The sequence below is a fragment of the Pseudomonas sp. NY15364 genome (assembly GCF_048068235.1).
GTDB lineage: Bacteria > Pseudomonadota > Gammaproteobacteria > Pseudomonadales > Pseudomonadaceae > Aquipseudomonas > Aquipseudomonas mendocina_D.
The window spans coordinates 68,253-91,535 of the sequence record NZ_JBLUPX010000019.1 but is presented as its reverse complement, the minus strand read 5'-3'; the positions used below and the strand labels follow the sequence as shown (position 1 = coordinate 91,535).

20 protein-coding genes are annotated in these 23,283 nt (G+C 61.2%); 12 read left to right on the top strand and 8 right to left on the bottom strand.

The window, feature by feature from the left end; genetic code table 11:
* From ACNFCJ_RS16425 to ACNFCJ_RS16415, 3 genes are all read left to right on the top strand, one after another.
* The coding region (locus ACNFCJ_RS16425; RefSeq protein ID WP_416772454.1) for an efflux RND transporter periplasmic adaptor subunit at window positions 1-847 on the top strand (847 nt) is incomplete at its 5' end.
* A gap of 28 nt (window positions 848-875) precedes the next feature.
* On the top strand, window positions 876-4,055 hold the full coding sequence (locus ACNFCJ_RS16420; protein ID WP_416772452.1) for an efflux RND transporter permease subunit: 3,180 nt from the start codon (window positions 876-878) through the stop codon (window positions 4,053-4,055).
* Window positions 4,052-5,440 (top strand): efflux transporter outer membrane subunit, encoded by a 1,389-nt coding sequence (locus tag ACNFCJ_RS16415; RefSeq protein WP_416772450.1) that lies wholly within the window; start codon window positions 4,052-4,054, stop codon window positions 5,438-5,440. Before ACNFCJ_RS16420 ends, ACNFCJ_RS16415 begins: the two co-directional genes overlap by 4 nt.
* A gap of 66 nt (window positions 5,441-5,506) precedes the next feature.
* Here ACNFCJ_RS16415 and ACNFCJ_RS16410 read toward each other — a convergent pair whose 3' ends face one another.
* A complete protein-coding gene (locus tag ACNFCJ_RS16410) occupies window positions 5,507-7,363 on the bottom strand; it encodes a diguanylate cyclase (RefSeq protein ID WP_416772448.1) in 1,857 nt (618 codons plus the stop codon).
* A gap of 222 nt (window positions 7,364-7,585) precedes the next feature.
* Here ACNFCJ_RS16410 and ACNFCJ_RS16405 point away from each other — a divergent pair, with 222 nt between their 5' ends.
* Window positions 7,586-7,939 (top strand): MmcQ/YjbR family DNA-binding protein, encoded by a 354-nt coding sequence (locus ACNFCJ_RS16405; RefSeq protein ID WP_416772446.1) that lies wholly within the window; start codon window positions 7,586-7,588, stop codon window positions 7,937-7,939.
* Here the strand turns inward: ACNFCJ_RS16405 and ACNFCJ_RS16400 are convergent.
* Together ACNFCJ_RS16400 and ACNFCJ_RS16395 are read right to left on the bottom strand one after the other, a co-directional pair.
* Window positions 7,925-8,647, bottom strand: a complete 723-nt coding sequence (locus ACNFCJ_RS16400; protein ID WP_416772445.1) for a DUF1294 domain-containing protein — start codon at window positions 8,645-8,647, stop codon at window positions 7,925-7,927. The genes ACNFCJ_RS16405 and ACNFCJ_RS16400 overlap by 15 nt on opposite strands.
* Window positions 8,644-9,474 (bottom strand): undecaprenyl-diphosphate phosphatase, encoded by an 831-nt coding sequence (locus ACNFCJ_RS16395; protein ID WP_003460188.1) that lies wholly within the window; start codon window positions 9,472-9,474, stop codon window positions 8,644-8,646. The genes ACNFCJ_RS16400 and ACNFCJ_RS16395 overlap by 4 nt, the downstream gene beginning before the upstream one ends.
* 265 nt (window positions 9,475-9,739) lie before the next feature.
* Between ACNFCJ_RS16395 and ACNFCJ_RS16390 the strand changes: the two genes are divergently transcribed.
* Genes ACNFCJ_RS16390 through ACNFCJ_RS16375 form a run of 4 tightly spaced genes read left to right on the top strand, consistent with a single transcriptional unit; the run spans window position 9,740 to window position 13,164 of the window.
* Window positions 9,740-11,374, top strand: a complete 1,635-nt coding sequence (locus ACNFCJ_RS16390) for a methyl-accepting chemotaxis protein (RefSeq protein WP_416772444.1) — start codon at window positions 9,740-9,742, stop codon at window positions 11,372-11,374.
* A gap of 7 nt (window positions 11,375-11,381) precedes the next feature.
* Complete coding sequence (locus ACNFCJ_RS16385) at window positions 11,382-11,996, top strand: hypothetical protein (protein WP_416772442.1); 615 nt, start codon at window positions 11,382-11,384, stop codon at window positions 11,994-11,996.
* 50 nt (window positions 11,997-12,046) lie between these two features.
* Entirely contained in the window at window positions 12,047-12,616 is a 570-nt protein-coding gene (gene pnuC, locus ACNFCJ_RS16380) for a nicotinamide riboside transporter PnuC (protein WP_416772440.1), read from the top strand.
* On the top strand, window positions 12,613-13,164 hold the full coding sequence (locus ACNFCJ_RS16375) for an AAA family ATPase (RefSeq protein ID WP_416772439.1): 552 nt from the start codon (window positions 12,613-12,615) through the stop codon (window positions 13,162-13,164). The genes pnuC and ACNFCJ_RS16375 overlap by 4 nt, the downstream gene beginning before the upstream one ends.
* Here the strand turns inward: ACNFCJ_RS16375 and ACNFCJ_RS16370 are convergent.
* Window positions 13,132-13,599, bottom strand: a complete 468-nt coding sequence (locus ACNFCJ_RS16370) for a DUF3429 domain-containing protein (protein ID WP_099524076.1) — start codon at window positions 13,597-13,599, stop codon at window positions 13,132-13,134. The two genes, ACNFCJ_RS16375 and ACNFCJ_RS16370, sit on opposite strands and share 33 nt — an antisense overlap.
* Window positions 13,600-13,666: 67 nt before the next feature.
* Window positions 13,667-14,878, bottom strand: coding sequence for a sigma-54-dependent transcriptional regulator (locus ACNFCJ_RS16365; protein ID WP_416772437.1), 1,212 nt, complete (start codon window positions 14,876-14,878; stop codon window positions 13,667-13,669).
* 227 nt (window positions 14,879-15,105) lie between these two features.
* Here ACNFCJ_RS16365 and ACNFCJ_RS16360 point away from each other — a divergent pair, with 227 nt between their 5' ends.
* The 4 genes from ACNFCJ_RS16360 (at window position 15,106) to ACNFCJ_RS16345 (ending at window position 18,989) form a co-directional block, all read left to right on the top strand.
* On the top strand, window positions 15,106-16,980 hold the full coding sequence (locus ACNFCJ_RS16360) for a di-heme-cytochrome C peroxidase (protein ID WP_416772436.1): 1,875 nt from the start codon (window positions 15,106-15,108) through the stop codon (window positions 16,978-16,980).
* 33 nt (window positions 16,981-17,013) lie between these two features.
* Window positions 17,014-18,213 (top strand): catalase family protein, encoded by a 1,200-nt coding sequence (locus tag ACNFCJ_RS16355; RefSeq protein WP_416772434.1) that lies wholly within the window; start codon window positions 17,014-17,016, stop codon window positions 18,211-18,213.
* A gap of 181 nt (window positions 18,214-18,394) precedes the next feature.
* A complete protein-coding gene (locus ACNFCJ_RS16350) occupies window positions 18,395-18,661 on the top strand; it encodes a hypothetical protein (protein WP_416772432.1) in 267 nt (88 codons plus the stop codon).
* 100 nt (window positions 18,662-18,761) lie between these two features.
* Window positions 18,762-18,989, top strand: a complete 228-nt coding sequence (locus ACNFCJ_RS16345; RefSeq protein WP_099524066.1) for a DUF1272 domain-containing protein — start codon at window positions 18,762-18,764, stop codon at window positions 18,987-18,989.
* A 50-nt stretch (window positions 18,990-19,039) separates the two neighbouring features.
* Here ACNFCJ_RS16345 and nfuA read toward each other — a convergent pair whose 3' ends face one another.
* The 3 genes from nfuA to ACNFCJ_RS16330 all read right to left on the bottom strand — a co-directional run bounded on the left by nfuA (window position 19,040) and on the right by ACNFCJ_RS16330 (window position 23,170).
* Window positions 19,040-19,624 (bottom strand): Fe-S biogenesis protein NfuA, encoded by a 585-nt coding sequence (gene nfuA / locus ACNFCJ_RS16340; RefSeq protein WP_099524064.1) that lies wholly within the window; start codon window positions 19,622-19,624, stop codon window positions 19,040-19,042.
* Between the two features lie 70 nt (window positions 19,625-19,694).
* Window positions 19,695-20,714, bottom strand: coding sequence for an acyltransferase family protein (locus tag ACNFCJ_RS16335; protein ID WP_416772430.1), 1,020 nt, complete (start codon window positions 20,712-20,714; stop codon window positions 19,695-19,697).
* A gap of 179 nt (window positions 20,715-20,893) precedes the next feature.
* Window positions 20,894-23,170 carry a fatty acid cis/trans isomerase gene (locus ACNFCJ_RS16330; protein ID WP_416772429.1) on the bottom strand — a complete coding sequence of 759 codons (2,277 nt, stop codon included), beginning with the start codon at window positions 23,168-23,170 and terminating at the stop codon, window positions 20,894-20,896.
* Window positions 23,171-23,283 lie beyond the last annotated feature (113 nt).

The window sequence follows — 23,283 nt, the reverse complement described above, 5'->3', positions numbered from 1 at the left end:
GTTGCCGATCTTCACCTTGGATATAGCCCATAAACGACAATGCCCCTATCGACCGATAGAGGCATTGTCTTCACCTTGCACTCAGACTGCTAGGTTTTCACACAGTCTGCTCAACCTCAGTTTCACCCGCATCACTGCGCCCATCGACGGTCGCGTAAGCCGCGCCGAAATCACCGAAGGCAATCTGGTCGGTGCCGGCGAGAGCCTGCTGACCTCGGTGGTCTCCACCGACAAGGTCTACGCCTACTTCGATGCCGATGAGCGCGCCTTCCTCAAGTATGTCGAGCTGGCCCGTCAGTCCGGCTCCGACGCCCGTGGTGCCAGCCCGGTATACCTCGGTCTGTCCGATGAAGCCGGCCACCCGCATCTGGGCCAGCTGGACTTTCTCGACAACCAGGTCAACCCGCGTACCGGCACCATTCGTGGTCGCGCCGTATTCGACAATCAGGACGGCCGTTTTACCCCGGGCCTGTACGCGCGCCTGAAGCTGGTGGGCAGCAAGCCCTACGCCGCCACTCTGATCAAGGACGAAGCCGTCGGCACCGACCTGGGCAAGAAGTACGTGTTGGTGCTGGGCGACGATAACGCCGTGGCCTATCGCACCATCGAGCTGGGTTCGAAGCTCGAAGGCCTGCACATCGTCCGCAGCGGCCTGAGCAAGGGCGAGAAGATCGTGGTCAACGGTCTGCAGCGCGCCATGCCCGGCGCCACCGTCGACCCGCAACCCGTGGCCATGGCCGATGACAGCACCCTCGAGCAACTGGCGCGCTTGCGTCAGGCCGTCGATGCAAGCCAGGCCCCGCGTATCGCCGCCGACCACATCGACGCTCGCGCGCCGCGCGGCTGATAACGCCTGCGCGACTTGAGGAACCCCCATGAATTTCTCGCAATTCTTTATCCAGCGGCCGATCTTCGCCGCCGTGCTGTCGCTGCTGATCCTGATTGGCGGCGCCATCTCGCTGTTTCAACTGCCGATCAGTGAATACCCGGAGGTGGTGCCGCCGACCGTGGTGGTGCGTGCCGACTTCCCCGGTGCCAACCCCAAGGTGATCGGTGAAACCGTTGCCTCGCCGCTGGAACAGGCCATCGTCGGCGTCGAGGGCATGCTCTACATGTCCTCACAATCGACCATCGACGGCCGCCTGACGCTGACCGTGACCTTCGCTCTGGGTACCGATCTGGACAACGCCCAGGTGCAGGTACAGAACCGCGTCACCCGCACCATGCCGACCCTGCCTACCGAGGTGCAGCGTCTCGGTGTGACCGTGGACAAGGCCTCCCCGGACCTGACCATGGTGGTGCACCTGACCTCACCGGATCAGCGCTACGACATGCTCTACCTGTCCAACTACGCCGCGCTGAACGTCAAGGACGAGCTGGCGCGCCTGGACGGTGTGGGCGACGTGCAGCTGTTCGGCATGGGCAACTACTCGCTGCGCGTCTGGCTGGATCCGAACAAGGTGGCCTCGCGTGGCCTGACCGCTACCGATGTGGTCACCGCCATTCGTGAGCAGAACCGCCAGGTCGCCGCTGGTGCCCTCGGCGCGCCGCCTTCCGATGCCGGCAACAGCTTCCAGCTGTCGATCAACGCCCAAGGCCGCCTGGTCAGCGAGGAAGAGTTCGAGAACATCATAATCCGCGTCGGTGACAACGGCGAGATTACCCGTCTGCGCGACATCGCCCGCGTCGAGCTGGGCTCCAACCAGTACGCCCTGCGCTCGTTGCTGGACAACCAGCCGGCGGTCGCCATCCCGGTGTTCCAACGTCCTGGCTCCAACGCCATCGATATTTCCGACTCGGTGCGCGAGCGCATGGCCGAGCTGAAGAAGTCCTTCCCGCAAGGCATGGACTACGAAGTGGTGTATGACCCGACCATCTTCGTCCGCGGCTCCATCGAGGCAGTGGTACACACCCTGCTCGAAGCAGTGGTGTTGGTGGTGCTGGTGGTCGTGCTGTTCCTGCAGACCTGGCGCGCCTCGATCATCCCCCTGGCTGCCGTACCGGTGTCCTTGATCGGCACCTTCGCGGTCATGCACATGTTCGGTTTCTCGCTCAACGCCCTGTCGCTGTTCGGCCTGGTGCTGGCCATCGGTATCGTGGTGGACGACGCCATCGTCGTGGTGGAGAACGTCGAACGTAACATCGCCCTGGGCAAATCGCCGGTCGAGGCCACTCGCCAGGCCATGAAAGAGGTGACCGGCCCCATCGTCGCCACCGCCCTGGTGCTGTGCGCCGTGTTCGTGCCGACGGCCTTCATCTCCGGTTTGTCGGGCCAGTTCTATCAGCAGTTCGCACTAACCATCGCGATTTCCACGGTGATCTCGGCCATCAACTCGCTGACCCTGTCGCCGGCCCTCGCTGCCATCTTGCTCAAGGACCATCACGCGCCGAAAGATGCCTTCTCGCGTGGGCTCGACAAGCTGTTCGGTGGCTGGCTGTTCACCCCGTTCAACCGTATGTTCGAGCGCGCCAGTAATCGCTACGTCGGTACCGTGCGTCGCGTACTGCGTGGTAGCAGCATCGCCATGCTGATTTATGGTGGCCTGCTAGTACTCGGCTACCTGGGTTTCTCGAGCACTCCGGCCGGCTTCGTGCCGCAGCAGGACAAGCAGTACCTGGTGGCCTTCGCCCAACTGCCGGACGCCGCGACGCTGGATCGCACCGAAACAGTCATCAAGCGCATGAGCGAGATCGCCGGCCAGCATCTGGGGGTGGAAAACACCGTGGCTTTCCCTGGCCTGTCGATCAACGGCTTCACCAACAGCCCCAACAGCGGCATCGTTTTCACCCCGCTCAAGCCTTTTGATGAACGCACCGATCCGTCGTTGAGCGCCACGGCTATCGCCGCCGAACTCAATGCGCAGTTCGCCGATATTCAGGACGCCTACATCGCCATCTTCCCGCCGCCACCGGTACAGGGGCTGGGCACCATCGGCGGCTTCCGCCTGCAGATTCAGGATCGCGGCAACCTGGGCTACGAAGAGCTGTATACGCAGACCCAGAACATCCTCAACAAGGCCCGGCAGTTGCCGGAGCTGAACCCGATGTCGGTGTTCACCAGCTATCAGGTCAACGTGCCGCAGGTCGATGCCGCCATCGACCGTGAGAAGGCCAAGACCCACGGTGTGGCCATCAGCGATATCTTCGACACCCTGCAGGTGTACCTTGGCTCGCTGTATGCCAACGACTTCAACCGTTTCGGCCGCACCTACCAGGTCAACGTCCAGGCCGACCAGCAATTCCGCCTGGAGCCGGAGCAGATCGGTCAGCTCAAGGTACGCAACAACCGTGGCGAGATGGTGCCGCTGTCGACCTTCGTCAAGGTCGATGACAGCGCAGGCCCGGATCGGGTGATGCACTACAACGGCTTCCTCACCGCCGAGATCAACGGTGCCGCCGCACCGGGTTACAGCTCGGGCCAGGCCGAAGCGGCCATCGCCAAACTGCTCAACGAGGAACTGCCGATCGGCATGACCTTCGAGTGGACGGATCTGACCTACCAGCAGATCCTCGCCGGCAACACCGCGATCTTCATCTTCCCGCTCTGCGTGCTGCTGGCGTTCCTGGTGCTGGCGGCTCAGTACGAAAGCTGGAGTCTGCCGCTGGCGGTGATCCTGATCGTACCGACCGTACTGCTCGCCGCCATCACCGGCGTAATCATGGCCGGCATCGACAACAACATCTTCACCCAGATCGGCCTGATCGTATTGGTGGGCCTGGCCTGCAAGAACGCCATCCTGCTGGTGGAGTTCGCCAAGGACAAACAGGAAGAAGGCATGGATCGCGTCGCTGCCGTGCTGGAAGCCTGCCGCCTGCGTCTGCGTCCGATCCTGATGACCTCCATCGCCTTCATCATGGGCGTGGTGCCGCTGGTGCTCTCCTCCGGTGCCGGAGCCGAGATGCGCCATGCCATGGGCGTGGCGGTGTTCTCCGGGATGATCGGTGTGACCTTCTTCGGCCTGCTGCTGACGCCGGTGTTCTATGTCCTGATCCGTGGTTTCGTGGAAAAACGCGCAGCCCGCAAAGCCGTCAGCCTGCAGGAGTCGCATGCATGAAAGCCTTTGCCCCCGCTCTGCTGACCCTGGCGCTATCGGCCTGCGCCGTCGGCCCGGACTACCGGGCACCTGCTACCGAGCCCGCGCGCTTCAAGGCGCTGGAGGCGGCCGAGTACGACCGTAGCCGTTTCGAAGCCGCCTGGTGGCAGCAGTTCGACGACCCGACGCTGAACCAGCTGGTGCAGCGCTCGCTTGCGGACAACCGCGAGTTGCGCGTGGCGTTCAACCGCCTGCGTGCAGCGCGGGCGATTCGTGATGACGTGGCCAACGACCGCCTGCCCACCGTTACCAGCCGCGCCAGTGGTGAGTTCGGCAAGGCCCAGCAGCCCCCGACCACGGACGAACGTATCCGTCAGGAACGCTACGACCTGGGCCTGGACATGGCCTGGGAAGTGGATTTGTTCGGCCGTATTCAACGCCAACTGGAAGCCAGCGAAGCGCGCATCGAAGTGGCTGAAGCGGATTACTACCAGCTGCAAGTCAGCCTGATCGCCGAGCTGGTCGATGCATACGGCACCCTGCGCGGCGCGCAATTGCGTGAAAGCATCGCCCGTGAAAACCTGAAGAATCAGCAGGATTCGCGCTCCATCACCGAGCAATTGCGCGATGCCGGCGTTGGTAACGAGTTGGACGTACTGCGTGCCGATGCCCGCCTGGCCGCCACCGAAGCCAGTCTGCCGCAACTGCAGGCGCAACAGGTGCGGGCGCAAAACCGCATCGCCACCCTGCTTGGCCAACGCCCGGAGCAGTTGCAGATCGATCTGTCGCCCAAACCGCTACCGGTGATTGCCAAGGCGTTGCCCATCGGCAACCCCGGCGAACTGCTGCGCCGCCGCCCGGATATCCAGGCGGCCGAGCGGCAGCTGGCGGCGGCCACGGCAGAGGTCGGCGTAGCGACTGCCGACCTGTTTCCACGGGTCAGCCTCTCCGGCTTTCTCGGTTTCACCGCCGGACGTGGCTCACAGCTGGGCTCCTCAGCTGCCCGCGCCTGGGGCGTAGCACCGAGCATCAGCTGGGCGGCCTTCGATCTCGGTAGCGTGCGGGCGCGTCTGCGTGGCGCCGAAGCCGAGGCTGATGGCGCGCTGTCGCAGTACGAGCAGCAGGTGCTGCTGGCGCTGGAGGAATCGGAAAACGCTTTCAGCGACTACGCCAAGCGCCAGCAGCGCCTGGTTTCCCTGGTTCGCCAGGCCGAAGCCAGCCGTGCGGCGGCGGATCAAGCGGCGATTCGCTATCGCGAAGGAACTGTGGATTTCCTCGTGCTGCTGGACGCCGAGCGCGAGCGTCTGGCCGCCGAAGATGCCCAGGCCTCAGCCGAGGTGGAGCTGTACAGCGGCATCGTCGCGATCTACAAGGCGCTCGGTGGCGGCTGGCAGCCGCAGGCCTGAACCCACTCTCCCCGGTCGGCGCCATGCCGACCCTCCTCAGCCCCAGGGTGGATGCTCTGGGGCTTTTTATGCCTGCCCATCACACACCACGCGATTGCGACCTTGGCTCTTGGCCCGGTACAACGCTGCATCGGCCCGTTGCAGAAGCGTCTGCGCATGGCTGTTGGCGTCGCGCGGCATCAAGGCGATGCCGACGCTGATCGTGACGTGCCCCAGAGGCGAACGCTTGTGTGACAGCGTCAATGCTTCGACCGCCGTCACCAGTTTCTCTGCCATGCTTTGCGCCCCGGCAAGCCCGGTCGAAGGTGCGAGAAAGACGAATTCCTCACCGCCATAGCGTGCCACCAGGTCGGTGGAACGACTGATGGTTGAGGCCAGGGTGTGCGCAATTTGCTGCAGACAGCTATCGCCGGCGGGGTGGCCGTAATGGTCGTTGTAGGCCTTGAACCAGTCGACATCCAGCACGGCCAGGGCCAACGGCTCACCGACACGCTGGGCGCGCTTGCATTCCTTGGCCAGCACCTCGTCGAAGTGCCGACGGTTGGCGATGCCCGTGAGTGCGTCGGTCAGGCTGAGCGTCTCCAGCCGGCTATTGAGTACCTGCAGCTCTTCGGTACGCACGGCAACGCGGTGTTCCAGCTCACGTTCGGAATGCTGCAGGGTTTCCACCAGTTGTTCCTGGGTTTGCAGCAACCTGGCCTGAGCCTGCAGTTTTTCCTGACGCATCACGTTGATGCGGTCGGCCAGTGCGAAGGCCAGTAGCAGCATCTCCAATGACGAGCCGATCTGCAGGCCGTCTTCCGTAAACGCATTGGTCGGCAAGATGCCCAGGGCACGCAGGGTCGTAGTGGCCCCACCGAGAATCAGCAGGCCGAATGCAGCAAGGAAGAAGTAGGCGCTGCGCTGCCGCTTGAGGGCGCAGGCCAGCCCTACTCCCATCATCACGAAGGCGGTCGACAAATAAACGAAGATGGCCACCCGTGAAACCTGTGGCAGGGCGACGGCGTAGATCAGCGGGGAAACCAGATACAAGACCACCAACGCCAGCAAACCGCGGTCTACCCGCGGCAACAGGCGTGTGGTCTGCAGCATGCTGCGCATGAACAGCAACATGCCGCTCAGCGCCAGCGATGCGCCGGAGTAATACGCCACATTGGAGTTGAGCGGCAGGCCGAACAATGTCCAGTCCGGCGCCATGCCGTTCTTGATCGTCAAGGCGCAGACGGCGCATAACACGAAGGTCACATAGAGCAGGTAAATCCGCTCACGCAGGGCGATGAACAGCATCAGGTTGAACAGGATCATGGCAATGGCGATCCCCATGTAGCCGGCACGCGCCATGTAGTCTTCGCGCTCGTAAGCATGGAACGCCTGCACTGACCAGAGCTGTAACGGCACCAGCAGGCCTATGCTCGACTCGACCCGCAGGTACACCTCTTGCTGAGAGTGCGCAGTCAGGTGCAGCGGGAAGACGAAGTTGCGATTGTCGTAGGCCTTGCCGCCCTGCGGGCGGTCAGCCCCGGTGAACCAGGCGCGATAGCCGCCCTGCCCGTCTGGCACGTAGGCATCGACAAGGGATATACGTGGATTGTCGACCACCAGCAGGCGCGTCACCGACTGGTCGCTGGCGTTGCCGACGTCAAGACGAAACCAGTAGGCCGAACGGGTGAAGCCCAGTGCGAAGGATGAGCTACGGAGGCGTTCATATCGGAAGCGCTCGCTCATTTCGCGCGAGCTTACGTCCTCCAGCGTCAGCCCTCGCGCGGCATCCTCCAGCATTCCGACATGTGTAGTCAGCGACAGCGGCTGCATGCCCAGTTGCGCGACGTCGAGATAGCCAACATCGGCCCTTGTCGAGAGTGACAGCAGCAACAGGCTCAGTAGCAGCCAGGGAGAGAACCGAAGACGGCGATGGGCATTCATGGAGGTATTGACTGGGGCTCGGATGAGCTCCGGCTCGCGGGTGAACACGGGGAGCAGAGTCTACAAGACTCCCCCGAGCGGCGCCAAAACGCCGGATGATCACAGCACTGCAACGCCAATAATCGTCGCCAGCATCTTCATGGACAGCACCAGAAAGCAGGGCTTACGCACTATCCTTCGGTGTCCGATAGACTGCTTATCGGAATCGCCAGGGACATATCCATGACTGCAGACCAGATCGCCGCTTTCTGCCTCGCCCTACCCGGTGCCCGTGAAGACCTCAAATGGGGCAGCAACCGGGTGTTTTCGGTAGCGGGCAACAAGATGTTCGCCATCCTCGATTTTCTCGGCGAAGACTTGGCCTTCAAGGTCGATAACGACCTGTTTCTCGGTCACGTAGACCGCCCAGGCATCCGCCCTGCCCCGTATCTGGCGCGCGCTCACTGGGTCAGCATGAGCGCTCGGCAATTGCCGTTGGGTGACGACGAGCTTCGCCAGTTACTGACGCGCTCGCATCAACTGGTGGTGCGCAAGCTGCCCAAACGCCTGCAACCCGGCCTGCTACTGGACGAATAAGGGGATATGACGGGCGATGTAGGCGCCATCGAGCAACAGCAGATCGATCCAGAACAGTTGATGACCGGCGACGATTAGCCAGAAAACCGCCTGATAGGACGCCTTGCGCGTTTTGTGCCGGAACGCCTGCTGAGCGATCAGCGCGCCTGGCCAACCACCGGCCAGCTCAACCAGGTGCAGGGTGTTTTCTGCCGTGCGCTGACCACCGCTCTGAGCGCTACGTTTATCCAGCCAGTACTGCATAAAGCTCAGCAGGCTGGCCAGCAGATAGAGCGGTAGCACCCACCAGAGCCCCTGGCCGAACAGTGCCACGCAGCCGAGCAATGGCAGGATGCAGAGCAATACGAACATCACGGCCTTGCCGAAGAAATTCTGGATAGTGCCCTGCGCCGCTGAACGCTGCGTGGGTTTGGTAACAGGCTTTCGCGTTGCTGGAGCGGCCTTGACAGGCGCTTTCGGTTTACGCCGAATCGCCTGGCGATCGAGGCTAAGCTCACCAGCCAGGCGCAAGTGTTCGGCACGTGGCCGCCCTCGCTCGTCACGCCCCGCGATGAACAACACCTCGTCACCAGGTTGAGGACGGCGATCACCGCGCATCACCGAAATATGCGCGAAGACCTCGCTGCCTCCGTCCTGCGGCTGGATGAAGCCAAAGCCCTTGGCGTCGTCCCAGCTTTTCAGGCGCCCCTTGCGCTCGTTACCGATCACGGTTGCGCCGTACTCCAGTCGATCAGGTGCAACTGCCAGGTGGCGAGAATCACCAGGCCGAAGGCGATGCGATACCAAGCGAATACCGCATAGCTGTGGTTGGTGATGAACTTGAGCAAGGCACGCACGGTGATCATCGCCACGATGAAGGTGCTGACGAAGCCAATGGCGAAGATTGGCAGGTCGCTCATCTGCAGAATGTCGCGGTACTTGAACAGCGAATAGACCGTGGCCGCCACCATAGTCGGCATGGCCAGGAAGAAGGAAAACTCGGTCGCGGCCTTGCGCGACAACCCGAAGACCAGGCCGCCGATGATGGTAGCGCCCGAACGCGACGTACCTGGAATCAGCGCCAGGCACTGGGCGAAACCGACCTTCAGGGCCAGCTTCCAGTCCATGTCGTCGACCGTTTCGGCCTGGATGGTATGATCGCGCTTCTCTGCCCAGAGCATGATGATGCCGCCGATGATCAGCGCCATGGCCACGGTAATGGGGTTGAACAGCCAGTGCTCGATGAGATCGGCGAAGGCCAGGCCGAAGATCACGGCCGGAATGAACGCCAACAGCAGATTGAAGGTGAAACGCTGGGCCTTGGGCTCATTGGGCAGCCCGACCACCACACCGAGCACCTTGGCCCGGAACTCCCAGATCACCGCCAGAATGGCGCCAAGCTGGATAATGATCTTGAACGCGGTTGCCGTTTGGCCATTGAAACCCAGCAAGTCTCCGACCACGATCAGGTGCCCGGTGCTGGAAATCGGCAAGAACTCGGTCAGCCCTTCCACAATGCCCAGAATCAGAGCCTGAAAGGCCATCCAGATATCCATCAACTCCCCCAAAGCGCGACGACTTCGCCGCGCGTAAACTCGAATATGCAATACAGCCCGCCGTGGGACATAAACACGCTACGCAGGTTCCTGCGCGTGCGTCCCGGCAGAAACAGCGCCTGGCTCGCCAATCACTCAGGTTTTGCGCCTGGCGGCCGAAATGCTATCAGACAACTGGCGTGAATAATGCTCCGATGCGACAGTATCGCCAGTACTGTTCGGGGTTGCCCTGACGCTGACAATTACAACAATCCGGTATTCGCCCATGAACCATTTACGCAGTCTCCCCATCAGCCGTCGCCTGTGGTTGATTCTGGCGCTTGCCCTCCTGACGCTGATCCTCCAGGGCGCTTATATGTTGCGCCAGATACACAGCGATCTTTACCTCGCCAAATCGGAAAAAACCGAGCATGTGGTGCAGAGCGTGGCGGGCATCCTCAAGTATTTCCATGATCTGGAAAGCGCCGGCAGCCTTGACCGTGAACAGGCCCAGAAACAGGCGATGGAGGTCATACGCGGGCTGCGTTATGCCGTCCAGGAGTATTTCTGGATCAATGACCAGACGCCGGTGATGGTCATGCACCCGACCAATCCCAAGCTCGAAGGTCAGAACCTGTCCAGCTTCAAGGATCCGGACGGCAAGGCGCTGTTCAACGAGATGGTCGCCATCACCCGCAGCCAGGGTGCCGGCCAGGTCGATTACCGCTGGCCGAAGCCAGGCGCCAGTGACCCGGTACCGAAGATTTCCTATGTCGAGCTGTTCCAGCCCTGGGGCTGGATCATTGGCTCCGGTGTCTATGTCGATGATGTACAGGCAGAGTTCAAGGCTCAGGCACTGAAAGCCATCACCATCGGCTTTCTGATTGCCGTGCTGCTGACGGGGCTGGTAGTCGTCATTACCCGCAGCATCGTGCAACCGCTGCAGGCAGCGGTCGACGCCATGGCCAACATCGCCAGCGGCGAAGGCGACCTGACCCGTAATCTCGATACTCATGGCCGCGATGAACTCACCGCACTGGCCGCCCACTTCAATGCCTTCACCGACAAGCTGCGGCACGTTATCCGTCAGATGCTCGAGTCGGCCGGCTCGCTGGATCAGGCCGCGGGCAATCTCGGCGATATTTCCAGCGAAGCTCAGCGCCATAGCCAGCAGCAGGCCCAGCAGATGGAGCTGGTCGCGACCGCCGTCAATGAGGTGACCTACGGTGTGCAGGACGTGGCGAAGAACGCCGAGCACGCCTCCAGCGAGATGCACACCGCCGAGGACCAGGCCAGACAAGGCCAGCAGAACATCGAAGCGAGCCTGCGCCAGATCGATCAGTTGTCGGGCACCATCGACAAGGCCGTCGAGGTGATCCAATCACTGGCCAGCGAGAGCACACAGATCGGCAGCGTGCTGGAGGTGATCCGCTCCATCGCCGAGCAAACCAACCTGCTCGCCCTCAACGCTGCCATCGAGGCTGCCCGCGCTGGTGAGCAGGGTCGCGGTTTCGCTGTGGTTGCCGACGAAGTGAGGCTGCTGGCGCAACGCACGCAAACCTCCACCGCAGAAATTCAGGGCATGATCGAGCGTCTTCAGGGCAACTCCGAGGCCGCAGTCAAGGTGATCAACGAAAGCAGTCGCGCCTCCCAGCTGACTGTGGAGCAAGCCAGCCAGGCCGGCGAAAGCCTCGCCCAGATCGCCCAGTCGCTACGCAACCTGACCGGTCTCAATGCCTCGATCGCCAGCGCCACCCTGCAGCAATCCCACGTGGTGGAGGACATCAATCAGAACGTCACGCAGACGGCAGCGCTGGCCCACAACACCGCCGAGGCTGCCGAGCAGTCGAGCGCGGCCAGCCAGCACCTGAAACAGCTGGCCGACCAGCTCAGTCGTCTGCTTGGGCAATTCCGCGTATGAGTCGACCATGAGCAGCATGCAGCATCAGGAGGTCGATTTCAGTCGACCACAGAATCAGGACCTGATCTGGGACCTGGACAGCATGGCCCGCCGCGAGCTGGCCGAACGTTTCATCAAGCTGTTCGAGAACCGCTTGTGCGTCTATTCCGAGTCGGTGGGGCAGCTGTACACCAACTACAGCCTGCACTTCCCCACCGATCTCGGGCGCAAGATGGTGGTGCTGCCCAATCCCTACGCCTTCCACGACACCCTGCACGGCATCGATAGCCAGGCCATCCGCAAGACGGGCCTGTGCGTGTTGCCGGGCAAGGTTCTGGGTAAACCGGGCCTGCTGCTCAGCACCCAGATCAGGGATGGCGGGCCGGCGCCCAAGACCATGCCCTTCAAACCGGCCCTGGCGCAGATCATCAGCAACCAGAAGAAAATCGGTGATCTATTCCTGCCGGTGCTGATTAAGGGCGACCTGCGCGAGTTCGACCAGCAGATGCCCTATATCCACCTGCATCGCCTGCAGCTGGCACGCCTGGAGCGACTGTCGAGCTTCGAGCGTGACGACATCCAGCAAACCATCACCCGCAAGCTGCTGATGCTCTATCGACAAGCCGACAGCCTGGTGTGCTGAGCCGCCTGCATCAGTACAATCGCCACCCTTTCCTGATTTGAGGGCGCCAGATGTCCTGGCTTGAACTCGTTGCTGCCGGGCTCGGCATCGTCGCTGTCTGGCTGACGGTCAGACAGAACCCCTGGTGTTGGCCCATCGGTCTGATCATGGTGTTGCTCTACGCCTGGCTGTTCTATGACTGGCGGCTGTATTCCAACTTGCTCTTGCAACTGTTGTTCGCCGCGCTGCAACTCTACGGTTGGTGGCAGTGGACCCGTGGCGGCGACCGCCACGATGGGCGCATGGTCAGCCGCCTGGGTGTGGTCGCAGTTCTGAGCGGATTGCTGATCGGTGCGCTCGGTGCCGGGTTGCTCGGCTACCTTATGGCCACTTACACCGATGCCAGCTCGCCCTGGCTGGATTCGGCACTGACCGCCTTCAGCCTGGTCGCGCAGCTGTGGATGGCGCAGAAACGCCTGCAGTGCTGGGCGCTCTGGGTAATGGTCGATATCTGCTACGTGGCCTTCTTCCTGTATAGCGAGCTGTACCTGACTGCAGGTCTCTACGCGGCCTTCACCGCCCTGGCCATAAATGGCTGGCTCACCTGGCGCCGTGACCCGGCGTTGCAGCACGCGTCATGAAAGTCCTGGTGCTGACCGGCCCCGAGTCCAGCGGCAAGAGCTGGCTGGCCGGGGAGATTCAAGCGCGCTTCGGTGGCGTGGTGGTGGGCGAATACGTGCGCCACTTCATCGACGAACAACAGCGCGATACCTGCTATGCCGACATCGCCGAGATCGCGCGCGGCCAATTGGCCTGGGAGGATGCTGCGCGAGCAACCAGGCCGACGCTGCTGATTCTCGACACGCACCTGCTGAGCAACATGCTCTGGAGTCACTCCCTGTTCGGCGATTGTCCGCACTGGTTGGAGGCCGAGTTGCTGGCGCGTCACTACGACCAGCATCTGTTACTCGACCCCGCAGGCGTACCCTGGGTCGAAGACGGCCAGCGTTGCCAGCCTCAGTTGGTCGAGCGCCAGACCTTTCATCAGGCCTGTCGGGATTGGCTGCTGGGTAACGGGCAGCGTTTCTGCGAACTGTCAGGTGGCTGGGATGAGCGGCGCCAGGCTGCGCTGGCGCAGGTCGCGACGCTGCTCGGCTTAGCGAATCAACACGCTGGCCCAGGCCACTAACAGGCTCAGGCAGACCACCAGGGTCAGCGGCGTACGCAGGGCCGGATACCATTGCGGCGCCAGCCCTACGCGTACAGCGTGCATGTCTGCCAGGTACAGGCCGATAAAGGCAAAAAGGAAAATCGGCAGGGACAACCCAATCGGCAGTCCACCAGCCAATGCGGCCCAGCCCAGCAAGGGCGGAATCACCGACAGCCCCAGTTGCAGCTTGGCCTTTTCATCGGTTTCCTCCGCACGCATAGCCAAACCCCAGTGAATGGCGCCCATAAAGGCCAGAATCACCGCAGCGAAATCCAGCAGCGCGTCCAGCACGAAAGGCCGCCAGCCCAGGGGAATCACCCAGATCCCCAATGCACCACCAACGAATGGTACCAGCCCGGCATACCCCAGTAATCCGGCCAGTTGCGGCGGTTTCTCGGCCTCGAACGGGTGCATGACGATCTCCTTGCGATGGGGTTGCCGAGCACCTTAGCAGTGTTTCTCGAGCGTTACAGCATGCGTCTCAGCGCAGGCGATGCTTGTGCAGCAAGCGATAGAAGGTTGGCCGCGAAATCCCGAGCGTGCGCGCGGCCTGGCTCATGTTGTTGGCGTAGCGGCCCAGCACGTCGTTGAGCGCCTGGCGTTCGGCCCGCCGTATGTAGTCCTCCAGCGTAACCGGAGCATCGATGCTCGCCTGTGCCGGGCGCAAACCAAGATCGGCTGCAAGAATCTGCCGACCTTGAGCCAACACCAGGGCGCGTACCACGTGATTGCGCAGCTCACGCACATTGCCCGGCCAAGGATGGCTGATCATGGCATCCATCGCTTCCTCGCTGAAATGCCGATGATGTCGTCCGATCACCGCCCCGTGTTGTTTGGCGAAGTGCTCGGCCAGTAGCACCAGATCACCAGGATGTTCGCGCAGATTCGGCGTTTGCAGTTGCTGCGCCGCTAATAGATGAAACAGATCCGATCTGAAGCGCCCCTGCTGCAGGGCCTGTACCAGCTCGCCTCGGTCCAGGGTCAATAGATGTGCTCGAGGATGACACTGCAGGTAGTCCAACAACTTTTGCTGGTCGACCGCAGAGAGCCGAGATGCGTTTTCGAGCTGCACGTTGGTGAAGCTCGACGCGGCGAGAGCAGCGTCGTCGAGAGGCTCGGCGCAATCGATAGTGCACATGGCCTGCGCAATAAAAGATGAACGCTGGTGGAGCAAGCGCGCCAGCAGATGCTTGCCACTACCGCGCTCCCCACTGATAAACAGCGGGCCATCGATACGGCTGAGCCGATCCAGCTGCCGTCGCAGGCTACGCGCGGCGGCACAGTTGCCGAGAAACTGCGGCGCCTGTCGTGCGCTTTTCAATCTGCGCAAGCGGGTGCCTGTCTGCGCCAGTTGCAAGGTTTCCAGTAACTGGGGCAATTCCACCGGCAATGTCAGCGCGGCGTAGCACCATTCGCCGACCAACTCTTCGCAATTGATCTGCTGCAATCGCTCGGCATCCGTCAGCACGATGCAACCAAGCCCTGTCAATTGCAGTTGCCTGAGCAGCGCATGACTGGGCTGCTGATCGAGGTAAAGCAGGAGTGCATCACCTGCATGGCCGTTGAGCGTTTGTGGCGTGCAGCGCTGCACGCTCCAGCCAGCAGCCTGCAATGGATTAAACAGCGCTTCACACGCCTCGAAGGGATCGAGGACCAGTAGTTGCCGGGATGCGACGGAAACAGCCTCCAACATACTCCATCCTTGGCGCCATTATTTTATAACCCCAATAAAAACAACAATTTGGCGCTCTCAAGCGTAAAGCTAGCAAGAACTTTGACGCTTCGTGGATCATTTCGCTATATGCGTCGTTCCTGCTGGTTATTGCAGAGTTTTCATAACCACCGCGATGGCATCTTGCCAACAGCCTGCAGTGTTGGAATAACAGGCCGGCTAATAAGAACGCTAAAAGGAAGTCTCTGATGCGTCTGCTCCGCCGCACCTTGAAACTCGCCATATTGCTGGCACTGATCGGTCTGGCGGTGGTGCTGTATTACATCGCCAACCCCAACCTTCCGACCTATCAGCAGCCCAACGATTTGCACTACCTGGACCAGTGGAGCGAAGAGCAGCGCCAGACTTATTACTACACGCCGCAGGGCACGACGGTTAAAGGCCTGCGTTATGACTGGATCAGCGCGCTGGAGATGCCGTTCGGCACCGAGAAATTCGCCCGCCTCGATTATCTGGCCCGCTTCGGCTTTCTTACTGACCCCAAGCAGCAGCCCAGCGCTCTGAACCCGGCCAATCTGCCGGTTGGTTTTACCCGTCATCAGGACAGCGAAAGCGGCGAGCATTTTCTCGATATCAGTTGCGCCGCCTGCCATACCGACGAACTGCGCTACAAAGACCAGGCCGTGCGTATCGATGGCGGTGCCGCCCTGCACTCCCTCGCCTCTACCGTACCGACTCTGCGCGGTGGCGGCTTCGGCCAGGCGCTGGGCATGAGCATGGCCTTCACCTATTACAACCCGCTGAAATTCCGTCGCTTTGCCCAGGAGGTCCTGGGCGAGCAGTACCCGCAAGGTCGCGACCAACTGCGCGAGGATTTCAAGCAAGTGCTCGACCGGCTGCTGGCGACTGCTTTCAACGACTGGCACCGTGGCTTGTATCCGACGGAAGAAGGCTTTGGCCGTACCGATGCATTCGGTCGTATCGCCAATACCGTATTCGGCGATGTTCTCGATGAGGCCAACTACCGCGTTGCCAATGCCCCGGTCAGCTACCCGCAACTCTGGGACATCTGGAAATTTGACTGGGTGCAATGGAATGGCTCGGCCATGCAGCCGATGGCACGCAACGTTGGCGAAGCCCTTGGCGTCGGCGCCAGCCTGTATCTGCTCGACGAACATCGCAAAGGCGTCGCCGAGGCTGATCGCTACGCCTCCAGCGTGCGCCTGCATGACCTCTACACCCTCGAGGAAACCCTGAAACAACTGCAGCCACCCAAGTGGCCAGAAGCCGTATTCGGCAAGGTGGATCTGCCCCTGGCAAGCCGTGGCAAAGCGCTCTACACCGAGAATTGCGCCTATTGTCATGCCCCCGATCCCAAGCCGCGTGATCAGCGCCTGGCGCCGTCGCGCGATCCTGAATGGAAGATGCGCGTGGTACCGATCAGCATCGTCGGCACCGACCCAACCACCGCCGACAACATCGCTGACCACCGTTTCGACATCAGTCGCCTGGGCTGGACCAAGGCAGAGCTATCCAAGCTGGACGTGCGTCTGTACGGTGCCAGCCTCGATGAGGTCGATTTCAAGAGTATCTCCAGCGCCAAGGGCCTGGCCTACATCACCGCCTACGTGGAAAACCGCGCCTATCAGGACGCCGGCATAAGCCCGCGCCAGCGCAAGGAGATGGACGGTTATGGCCTGCCCATCGGCGTTCAGGAAAAGCGCGGCTACAAGGCCCGTCCTCTCGACGGCATCTGGGCTACTCCGCCCTTCCTGCACAACGGTTCGGTGCCCAACCTGTTCGAGTTGCTCTCTCCCGTATACGAGCGGCAGGCCCAGTTCTGGGTCGGTAACTTCGAATTCGATCCGGAGCGCGTGGGTTATCGCAGCGACAAGTTCCCAGGCGGCTTCCTGCTCGATACCCGTGTGACCGGCAACGGCAATGGCGGTCATGAGTTCCGCGATGGTTGCCGCCAGGAAGGCGTCATCGGCCGTGCCCTGTCACCGGACGAGCGCCTGGCACTGATCGAATACCTGAAAGTGCTGGGTAACGCCGAGCTGGAAACTCAGCTCAGTGACGTGCCGGTACGAGCCTGGACGCCCGGCCCGAACTGCGAAGGCTGATTTCAACCGATATCTAGAACAAGGATTGCAACGATGTTGAAACGCTTCTGGCTCTGGCTCGGTCGTCTGCTCGGCAAACTGCTACTCACCGTCGCCCTCGTAGGCCTGGTTGGCTGGGGCCTGGGCCTGGGCGAAGCCTATTACGCCTGGAAATTCTCCGGCCCGGTCTCTACGCAAGAACAGATCGAGCCGGATGAGGCTGCGCTCACCAGGCTTATCATCGAAGACGCTGTACGTATCGTCGAGCAACACCGCGATAACACCCGCGTACTGCGTGACGCCCACGCCAAGGCCCATGGCTGCGCGAAAGCCGAAGTACAGGTGCTGGATACGCTGGATGAGTCGCTGCGCCATGGCGTCTTCAGCGAACCCGGGCATACCTGGCAGGCCTGGATGCGCCTGTCCAACGGCAATGCCTACCCGCAGTTTGATCGTGCCCGCGATGCACGTGGTATGGCCATAAAGCTGCTCGACGTACCGGGCGAGAAACTCATGAAGAGCCCTGAGCATGCTGGCGAGCAGGACTTCGTGATGTTCAACCATCCGGCTTTCTTCGTTCGCGACGTGGCCGAGTACCGCACCAATTTCGCAGCTCAGGCAGATGGCAAGAAGGTCCAGGCCTTCTTCCCCAGCTTGGACCCGCGCACCTGGGAGGTGCGTCATCTGGTCATCGCCCTGAAAACGCTGGCTCTGGCACCAGAAAGCCCCGTGGCCACCACCTACAACTCCATTGCACCGTTCAAGCTCGGCGAGTCGAACATCAAGTATCGCGTGGTACCGGCACCGCAGGATTGCCCGCCCTACGAATTGCCGGAACAAAACAACGCCCTACCCAACTTCCTGCGCAATGCGCTTTACCAGCAGCTGTCACTGGACCGTGCGCCGGCGTGCTTTGAATTGCAGGTACAAAAACAGAACGCGCAGCACTACATGCCCATCGAAGATCCGAGTGTCGAGTGGAGCGAAAAGATATCGCCCTTCGAAAGCGTTGCCCGTATTACCGTGCAGCCTCAGGACTTCGATAGCCGGGAACAAAACCTGTTCTGCGACAATTTGTCCTTCAACCCCTGGCATGCACTTCCCGAACACCGCCCTATCGGTGGCATAAACCGTTTGCGCAAGTCGGTATATGAGGCAGTAAGTGCCTATCGCCATCAGCGAAACGCTCCAGCCCCCGCTAGCGTTGCGCCACAGCCGACCCTGCAGGAAACAGAGGTGGAACTTTCGCGGTAGAAAGTTGTTGCCGGCGAGACGCCAGAAGTTTTCATCAGGGCACACTGCGCCAGTAATAAAACTTTTTTCAGCCATGTGTGACTTATGGATCTACTGAGTTCATCAACACTATTGAAAGGCCAACACCAATAACCTGTTGGCCGCAATTAATTGTTGGGATCAACTCGGAGAAACCGACCCCATGAACACACCGCTGCGTTTCAACGAAGCCCTGCTGATTGCCGATCGTGCCTTCCGCCCGCTCCAGTGCGTAGCCTGGGCTCCGCAGGACGGCACCGGCGTCGTCAGCATCAGCGTTATCGACCGCACCAACACTCGCCTGCTCGGCCGCCAGCTTTCCAGCGCCACTTACAGCGACCCGCAACAACTGGAAGACGCGCTGCAGCGTTCCCGCGAGGAGCTGAGCAGCCAGGGTTTCGACCTGGCTCCGTGGAGCATGCCGGAGTAAATCCTGTCGGGGCGCCTTGCGCGCCCCTGGATGTGCCCGTTGCGCCTGGCCTGCGGCGACTGCAGACTACTGCGATCGCCACTGAGCCGAGCCTAGCGCCATGCTTGAACTGCGCCCTAATTGCGAGAACTGTGACTGCGACCTGCCTGCAGCCAGCAGCGACGCCTTGATCTGCTCCTTCGAGTGCACCTTCTGCCGCTCCTGCGCCGAGTCCGTGCTGGCGCTACGCTGCCCGAACTGCAGCGGCGAACTGGTGAAGCGCCCCATTCGCCCGGCAGAGAAGCTCGAACGCTTCCCCGCTTCCAGCAAACGCGTACTCAAAGCCTGAAATGAAAACGGGGCGACCTGGTCGCCCCGTTTTCCTGTGCACTGCGCCTGTCAGTAGTAGGCGTTCTCGCGATTGCTGTGGTCAGTCACGTCACGCACACCCTTGAGCTCTGGAATGCGCTCGAGCAGGGTTTTCTCGATGCCTTCCTTGAGGGTGTAGTCGGCTTGGCCACAACCCTGGCAGCCGCCACCGAACTGCAGAACAGCGATCCCCTCTTCGACCACGTCGATCAGTGTCACCTGACCGCCGTGGCTGGCCAGACCGGGATTGATCTCGGTCTGCAGGTAGTAATTGATGCGCTCGTTCAGCGGGCTGTCTTCGTTGACCATCGGCACCTTGGCGTTCGGTGCCTTGATGGTCAGCTGGCCGCCCATACGATCAGTGGCGTAGTCGACGACAGCGTCATCCAGGAAAGGCTCGCTGACGCCATCGATCCAGGCGGTGAAGCTGGCCAGGCCAACGGCGGTGTCTTCAGGTTTTTGCTCACCCGGTTTGCAGTAGGCAATGCAGGTTTCCGCATAAGGCGTACCTGGCTGGGTGATGAAAACGCGGATGCCAATACCCGGTGTGTCCTGCTTGCTCAGCAGCTCGGCCAGGTAGTCTTCAGCAGCTTGAGTAATGATGATGGCGCTCATGGCAACTCCTCACGGTCATGCGGCGAATTGTACGCCAAGTGACGGCCTGAATATAGTCCTACTAATTTACTCAGGATAACGACTGCAGCGTTCCCGAGTCGGTTCGCTGCCCTATCCAGAGCTTTGCGCGCACGAAAAAGCGCTTTTCGATCAATTCGTAGCTGCCCCAGGCGGCCAGCGCGATCACCGGTATGCAGGCAGCGATGACCAGGGCCGGGGCAAGCCCCAGACGGGCCTGCAGGTACCAACCCAGCGACAGCACGATCACGTGCAGCAGATACACCGAATAGGAGCAATCGCCCATATGACTGAGCAGGCGATTGCCCCGGAAACAGGGTTCCATCGCAATGCAGGCAGCTACGATCAGCGCACTCGGCACGCCCCAGTGCAGCAGGCGCATGGAGTTGTCGAAGTGGTAGATGGTCAGCAGCGATGCGGCGATGACCAACAGTGGCAACCAGAAGCCCTGACGAATCCAGCCACGCGTGTAGATCACGCCCAGTCCCATGCCGAAGACGAACTCATAGACGATGCTGTTGCGGTAGAAGTCGCTCATCCATGGCTGCGTGGCCAGCAGGCCGAACACCGCCAGACTGAGGACGATGAACACCAGGCGCAAACGCTCGGTGAAGATGAAAGTCAGGGCGAACAGCAGGTAGAAGAACATCTCGTAATTCAGCGTCCAGCCGACATTGAGCGTGGGATAGAGACCGAACCCACCCGGGTTCTCGGCGGGAATGAAGAACAGCGAGAGCAGCAGATGATGCAGGTCGAATTCCTGCACCGGCATCACCGGGTTGGCAAAGGCGATGATCAGCGCTGCCATCAGCGAGTAGATCCAATAGGCCGGGACGATACGCAGTGCGCGATTGAGCATGAAGCGCCAGGGCGTGATGCGCTTGCCTTGAGTGGAGAGATAGATCACCAGGCCGCTGATGACGAAGAAGATGTCGACACCAACGGCGCCCCGCTCGGCAAACAGACGACCGACGAAGCTGTCGGCCTGAAAATCGAAGAACACCTGCATGACATGATGAAAAACCACAACCCAGGCTGCCAGCGCCCGTAAAGCCTGTACTGAAACCAGCATGGAACCGCTATTCCCCCTGTCGCCAAGATCGAAACCGAGCGGCCTGGAATCAGGCAGCCTCAGCGTCCGACCGCAGCGGCAGGCGAAAGGTCGATGGCACCTAACCGGGATCGACGGGCGGGCCCTAAGCAGCGCCGCAGAGACATCAATCCCTGCGGCGCCTGGCTTTCGGGGTGCGGCTAGAAGTTCTGGTAGCGATTCATGTCCAGCACCCCGGCCTCCAACGGCTGGGTTTCGCGGATGTGCTCGGCCAGGTCATGGAAATAGCGCCAGAACTCCGGATGGCTACGCCGCACACCCCAGCGCTCGACGATACGCTCGAAGGATTTTGCGTCGCTGACACCTTCCATCTGCTTGACGAAGGCATCCACCTCCCCCGCTTTTACCGTGAACAGGAAATTCGGGTAGCTGCTGAGCACTTCCGGGTAGATGGTCAGGGTGTCGAGGCGCGGTTGATAGCGCAGCTCCTCTCCCAACATGAACGCCACGTTGCTGTGCGCACGGTTGCGCAGCAGGCTGTAGATCTCTCGCGAGCCGTCGCTCAGTTCCACCCGCAGCATGGTCGCTTCCGGCAGTTCATCGATCACCCGCAAGCCGCCCGCCGGGCGACTGGCCAAGCGCGCCAGCGTCTGCTCGACATCTTGCAGCTCCTTGGGCAAGCCGTCGCGATAACAATGTGCACCTGTACAGCGGTTGATTGGGTCAGGGCGTGCATTGAGCTTGGCGTAGCGTTGCAGTAGCTGCTCGGCGAACTGCTTCTTCGGATCATTGCCGCTCAGGCCAATGGCGCTCGGCGAACGATGGTCGACCGAGGTGTAGTCCAGCAGCATCTTCAACTTGCCGCTGTTCTGATACCAGTCGTCCAGATAAGCCTCACGCGAGCGCGCCGGCAGCAGACGCAGGAAGTTCACTTCGGCGCCATTGCGGATCAGATCGAAATACAACCGTGTCTGCGCCTGGTGCGAGACGTTGCCGAACACGTCGAAATTGACCACCAACTGGTAGTAGGTGCGCTCCAGCAGCGGATAGTCCAGCCACCAGAGGGTTTGCGGAATCTCGCCGAGCAGGCCTTTGCGTACCGAAGCGCTGTCGTGTTGACGGAAGATCGACAGCAACGCGTTGTCGTTGCCGCTCCAGATATGCGCCCAATCGGCAGCAGGAGCGTCGGCGTAGGCATCCTTGCGCAGGTCCTCGTAATCATTGCGCTTGTTGCGATAGTCGCGCCACAGGCCCAGCAGATCGCCGACATCATCGAACTGACCCGGCATGGCCAATAGCGGCGTAGCCTCACGCTGGTACTCGGCATCGGTGATGTAGAGATCGTGCTCCGGCGCCTGGAACACGGCCCAGAAGTTGTCGCGAATTACGTCAGTGGCGATCTGCCCGCGGCACACCGGACCACGGATGAAGGTGCGCACGAAGTACTCGGCGTTATCCAGCATGAACTGATAACGCGCACGCGCCGGAATCGCGGCGAAGGTTTCGAAGGGGTTGGCGCGGCGTTGTGCGCCATAACCGGGGACAGCATCCAGCGTCCAGTCCTCACCGAAGAACAGCTCCTTCACCCGCGCCAGCTTGGCGTCGCCCAGCGGATAGGTGATGTGCGTCTTGTGCACGATCACACCCTGGATCGGCCATAGGCGGTAATAGAACTCGGTGCCCGGATCATCATTGGGGCGGCGCGTGGCGATGGGGTCGATGGGTTTGCCGCTAGGGGTACGCGAACGCACCATCTGGAAGAAATGCCCCGGCTCACCGCCCTCGAAATGTAGGTGGGCAAGGAACAGGTGCTCGTACAACCAGCGCGAAACCAGATCCTCTCGCGCCCCGGGAGCGTTGAGGAAGTTCTCCCACTGCTCGACCTGGCGCAACTCGATGGCGCTGGGCTTCAGGGGCTGCTCGGCGACCGGTGCACCCTGCGCCAGCCACTGTTCAAGGGTGGCGTATTCAGCATCGTCTAGGCCCGTCACAGCGAACGGCATACCGCCATGGGGATTCTTCTGCGCGTAGGCGGCGAACTCACCCGGCAATGGGCAGCTATTGCTGCGGGTGATGGCGATATCGAGCGTGTCTGGGAGCTTGGCATTGGGCTCCAATGGCTGACTGCGGCCCAGCTCCAGCATGCGTTTGATCAGTGCAGCCTGTCCTTTCTCACCATCGAGCACCGAATGAAAATCGCGTTTACGCCAGGCTGCCTCGCCTTGTTCGTCCAGATACAGGCGCGTGGTCGCTTGTGCCTTGCTGCGTGTACCGTCATACACCAGTTGCTTGCTGGCACCGCGCAGGATGCCTTCAGCACTGCCGAGATTGAGCTGGCACGGCGCGTCGTAGCAGGTATGGCAGGCTACGCACTTGTGGGTGAGGATCGGCTGAACATCGTCGATATAGGAAATCGCTTCCGCGCGGGCCAGGCCGGCTGCGAAAGAAAGGAGAAACAGAGCAGCGGGCTTGAGCATGGCCACATCCTTGATTGCAATGCTGGCAATTCTAACGAGACGGCGGGCCCAGCAACATGAATGAAATTCATGGAAAGCCCGCTGACGCTCCAAAACCCTGCAGCTTTGCTATC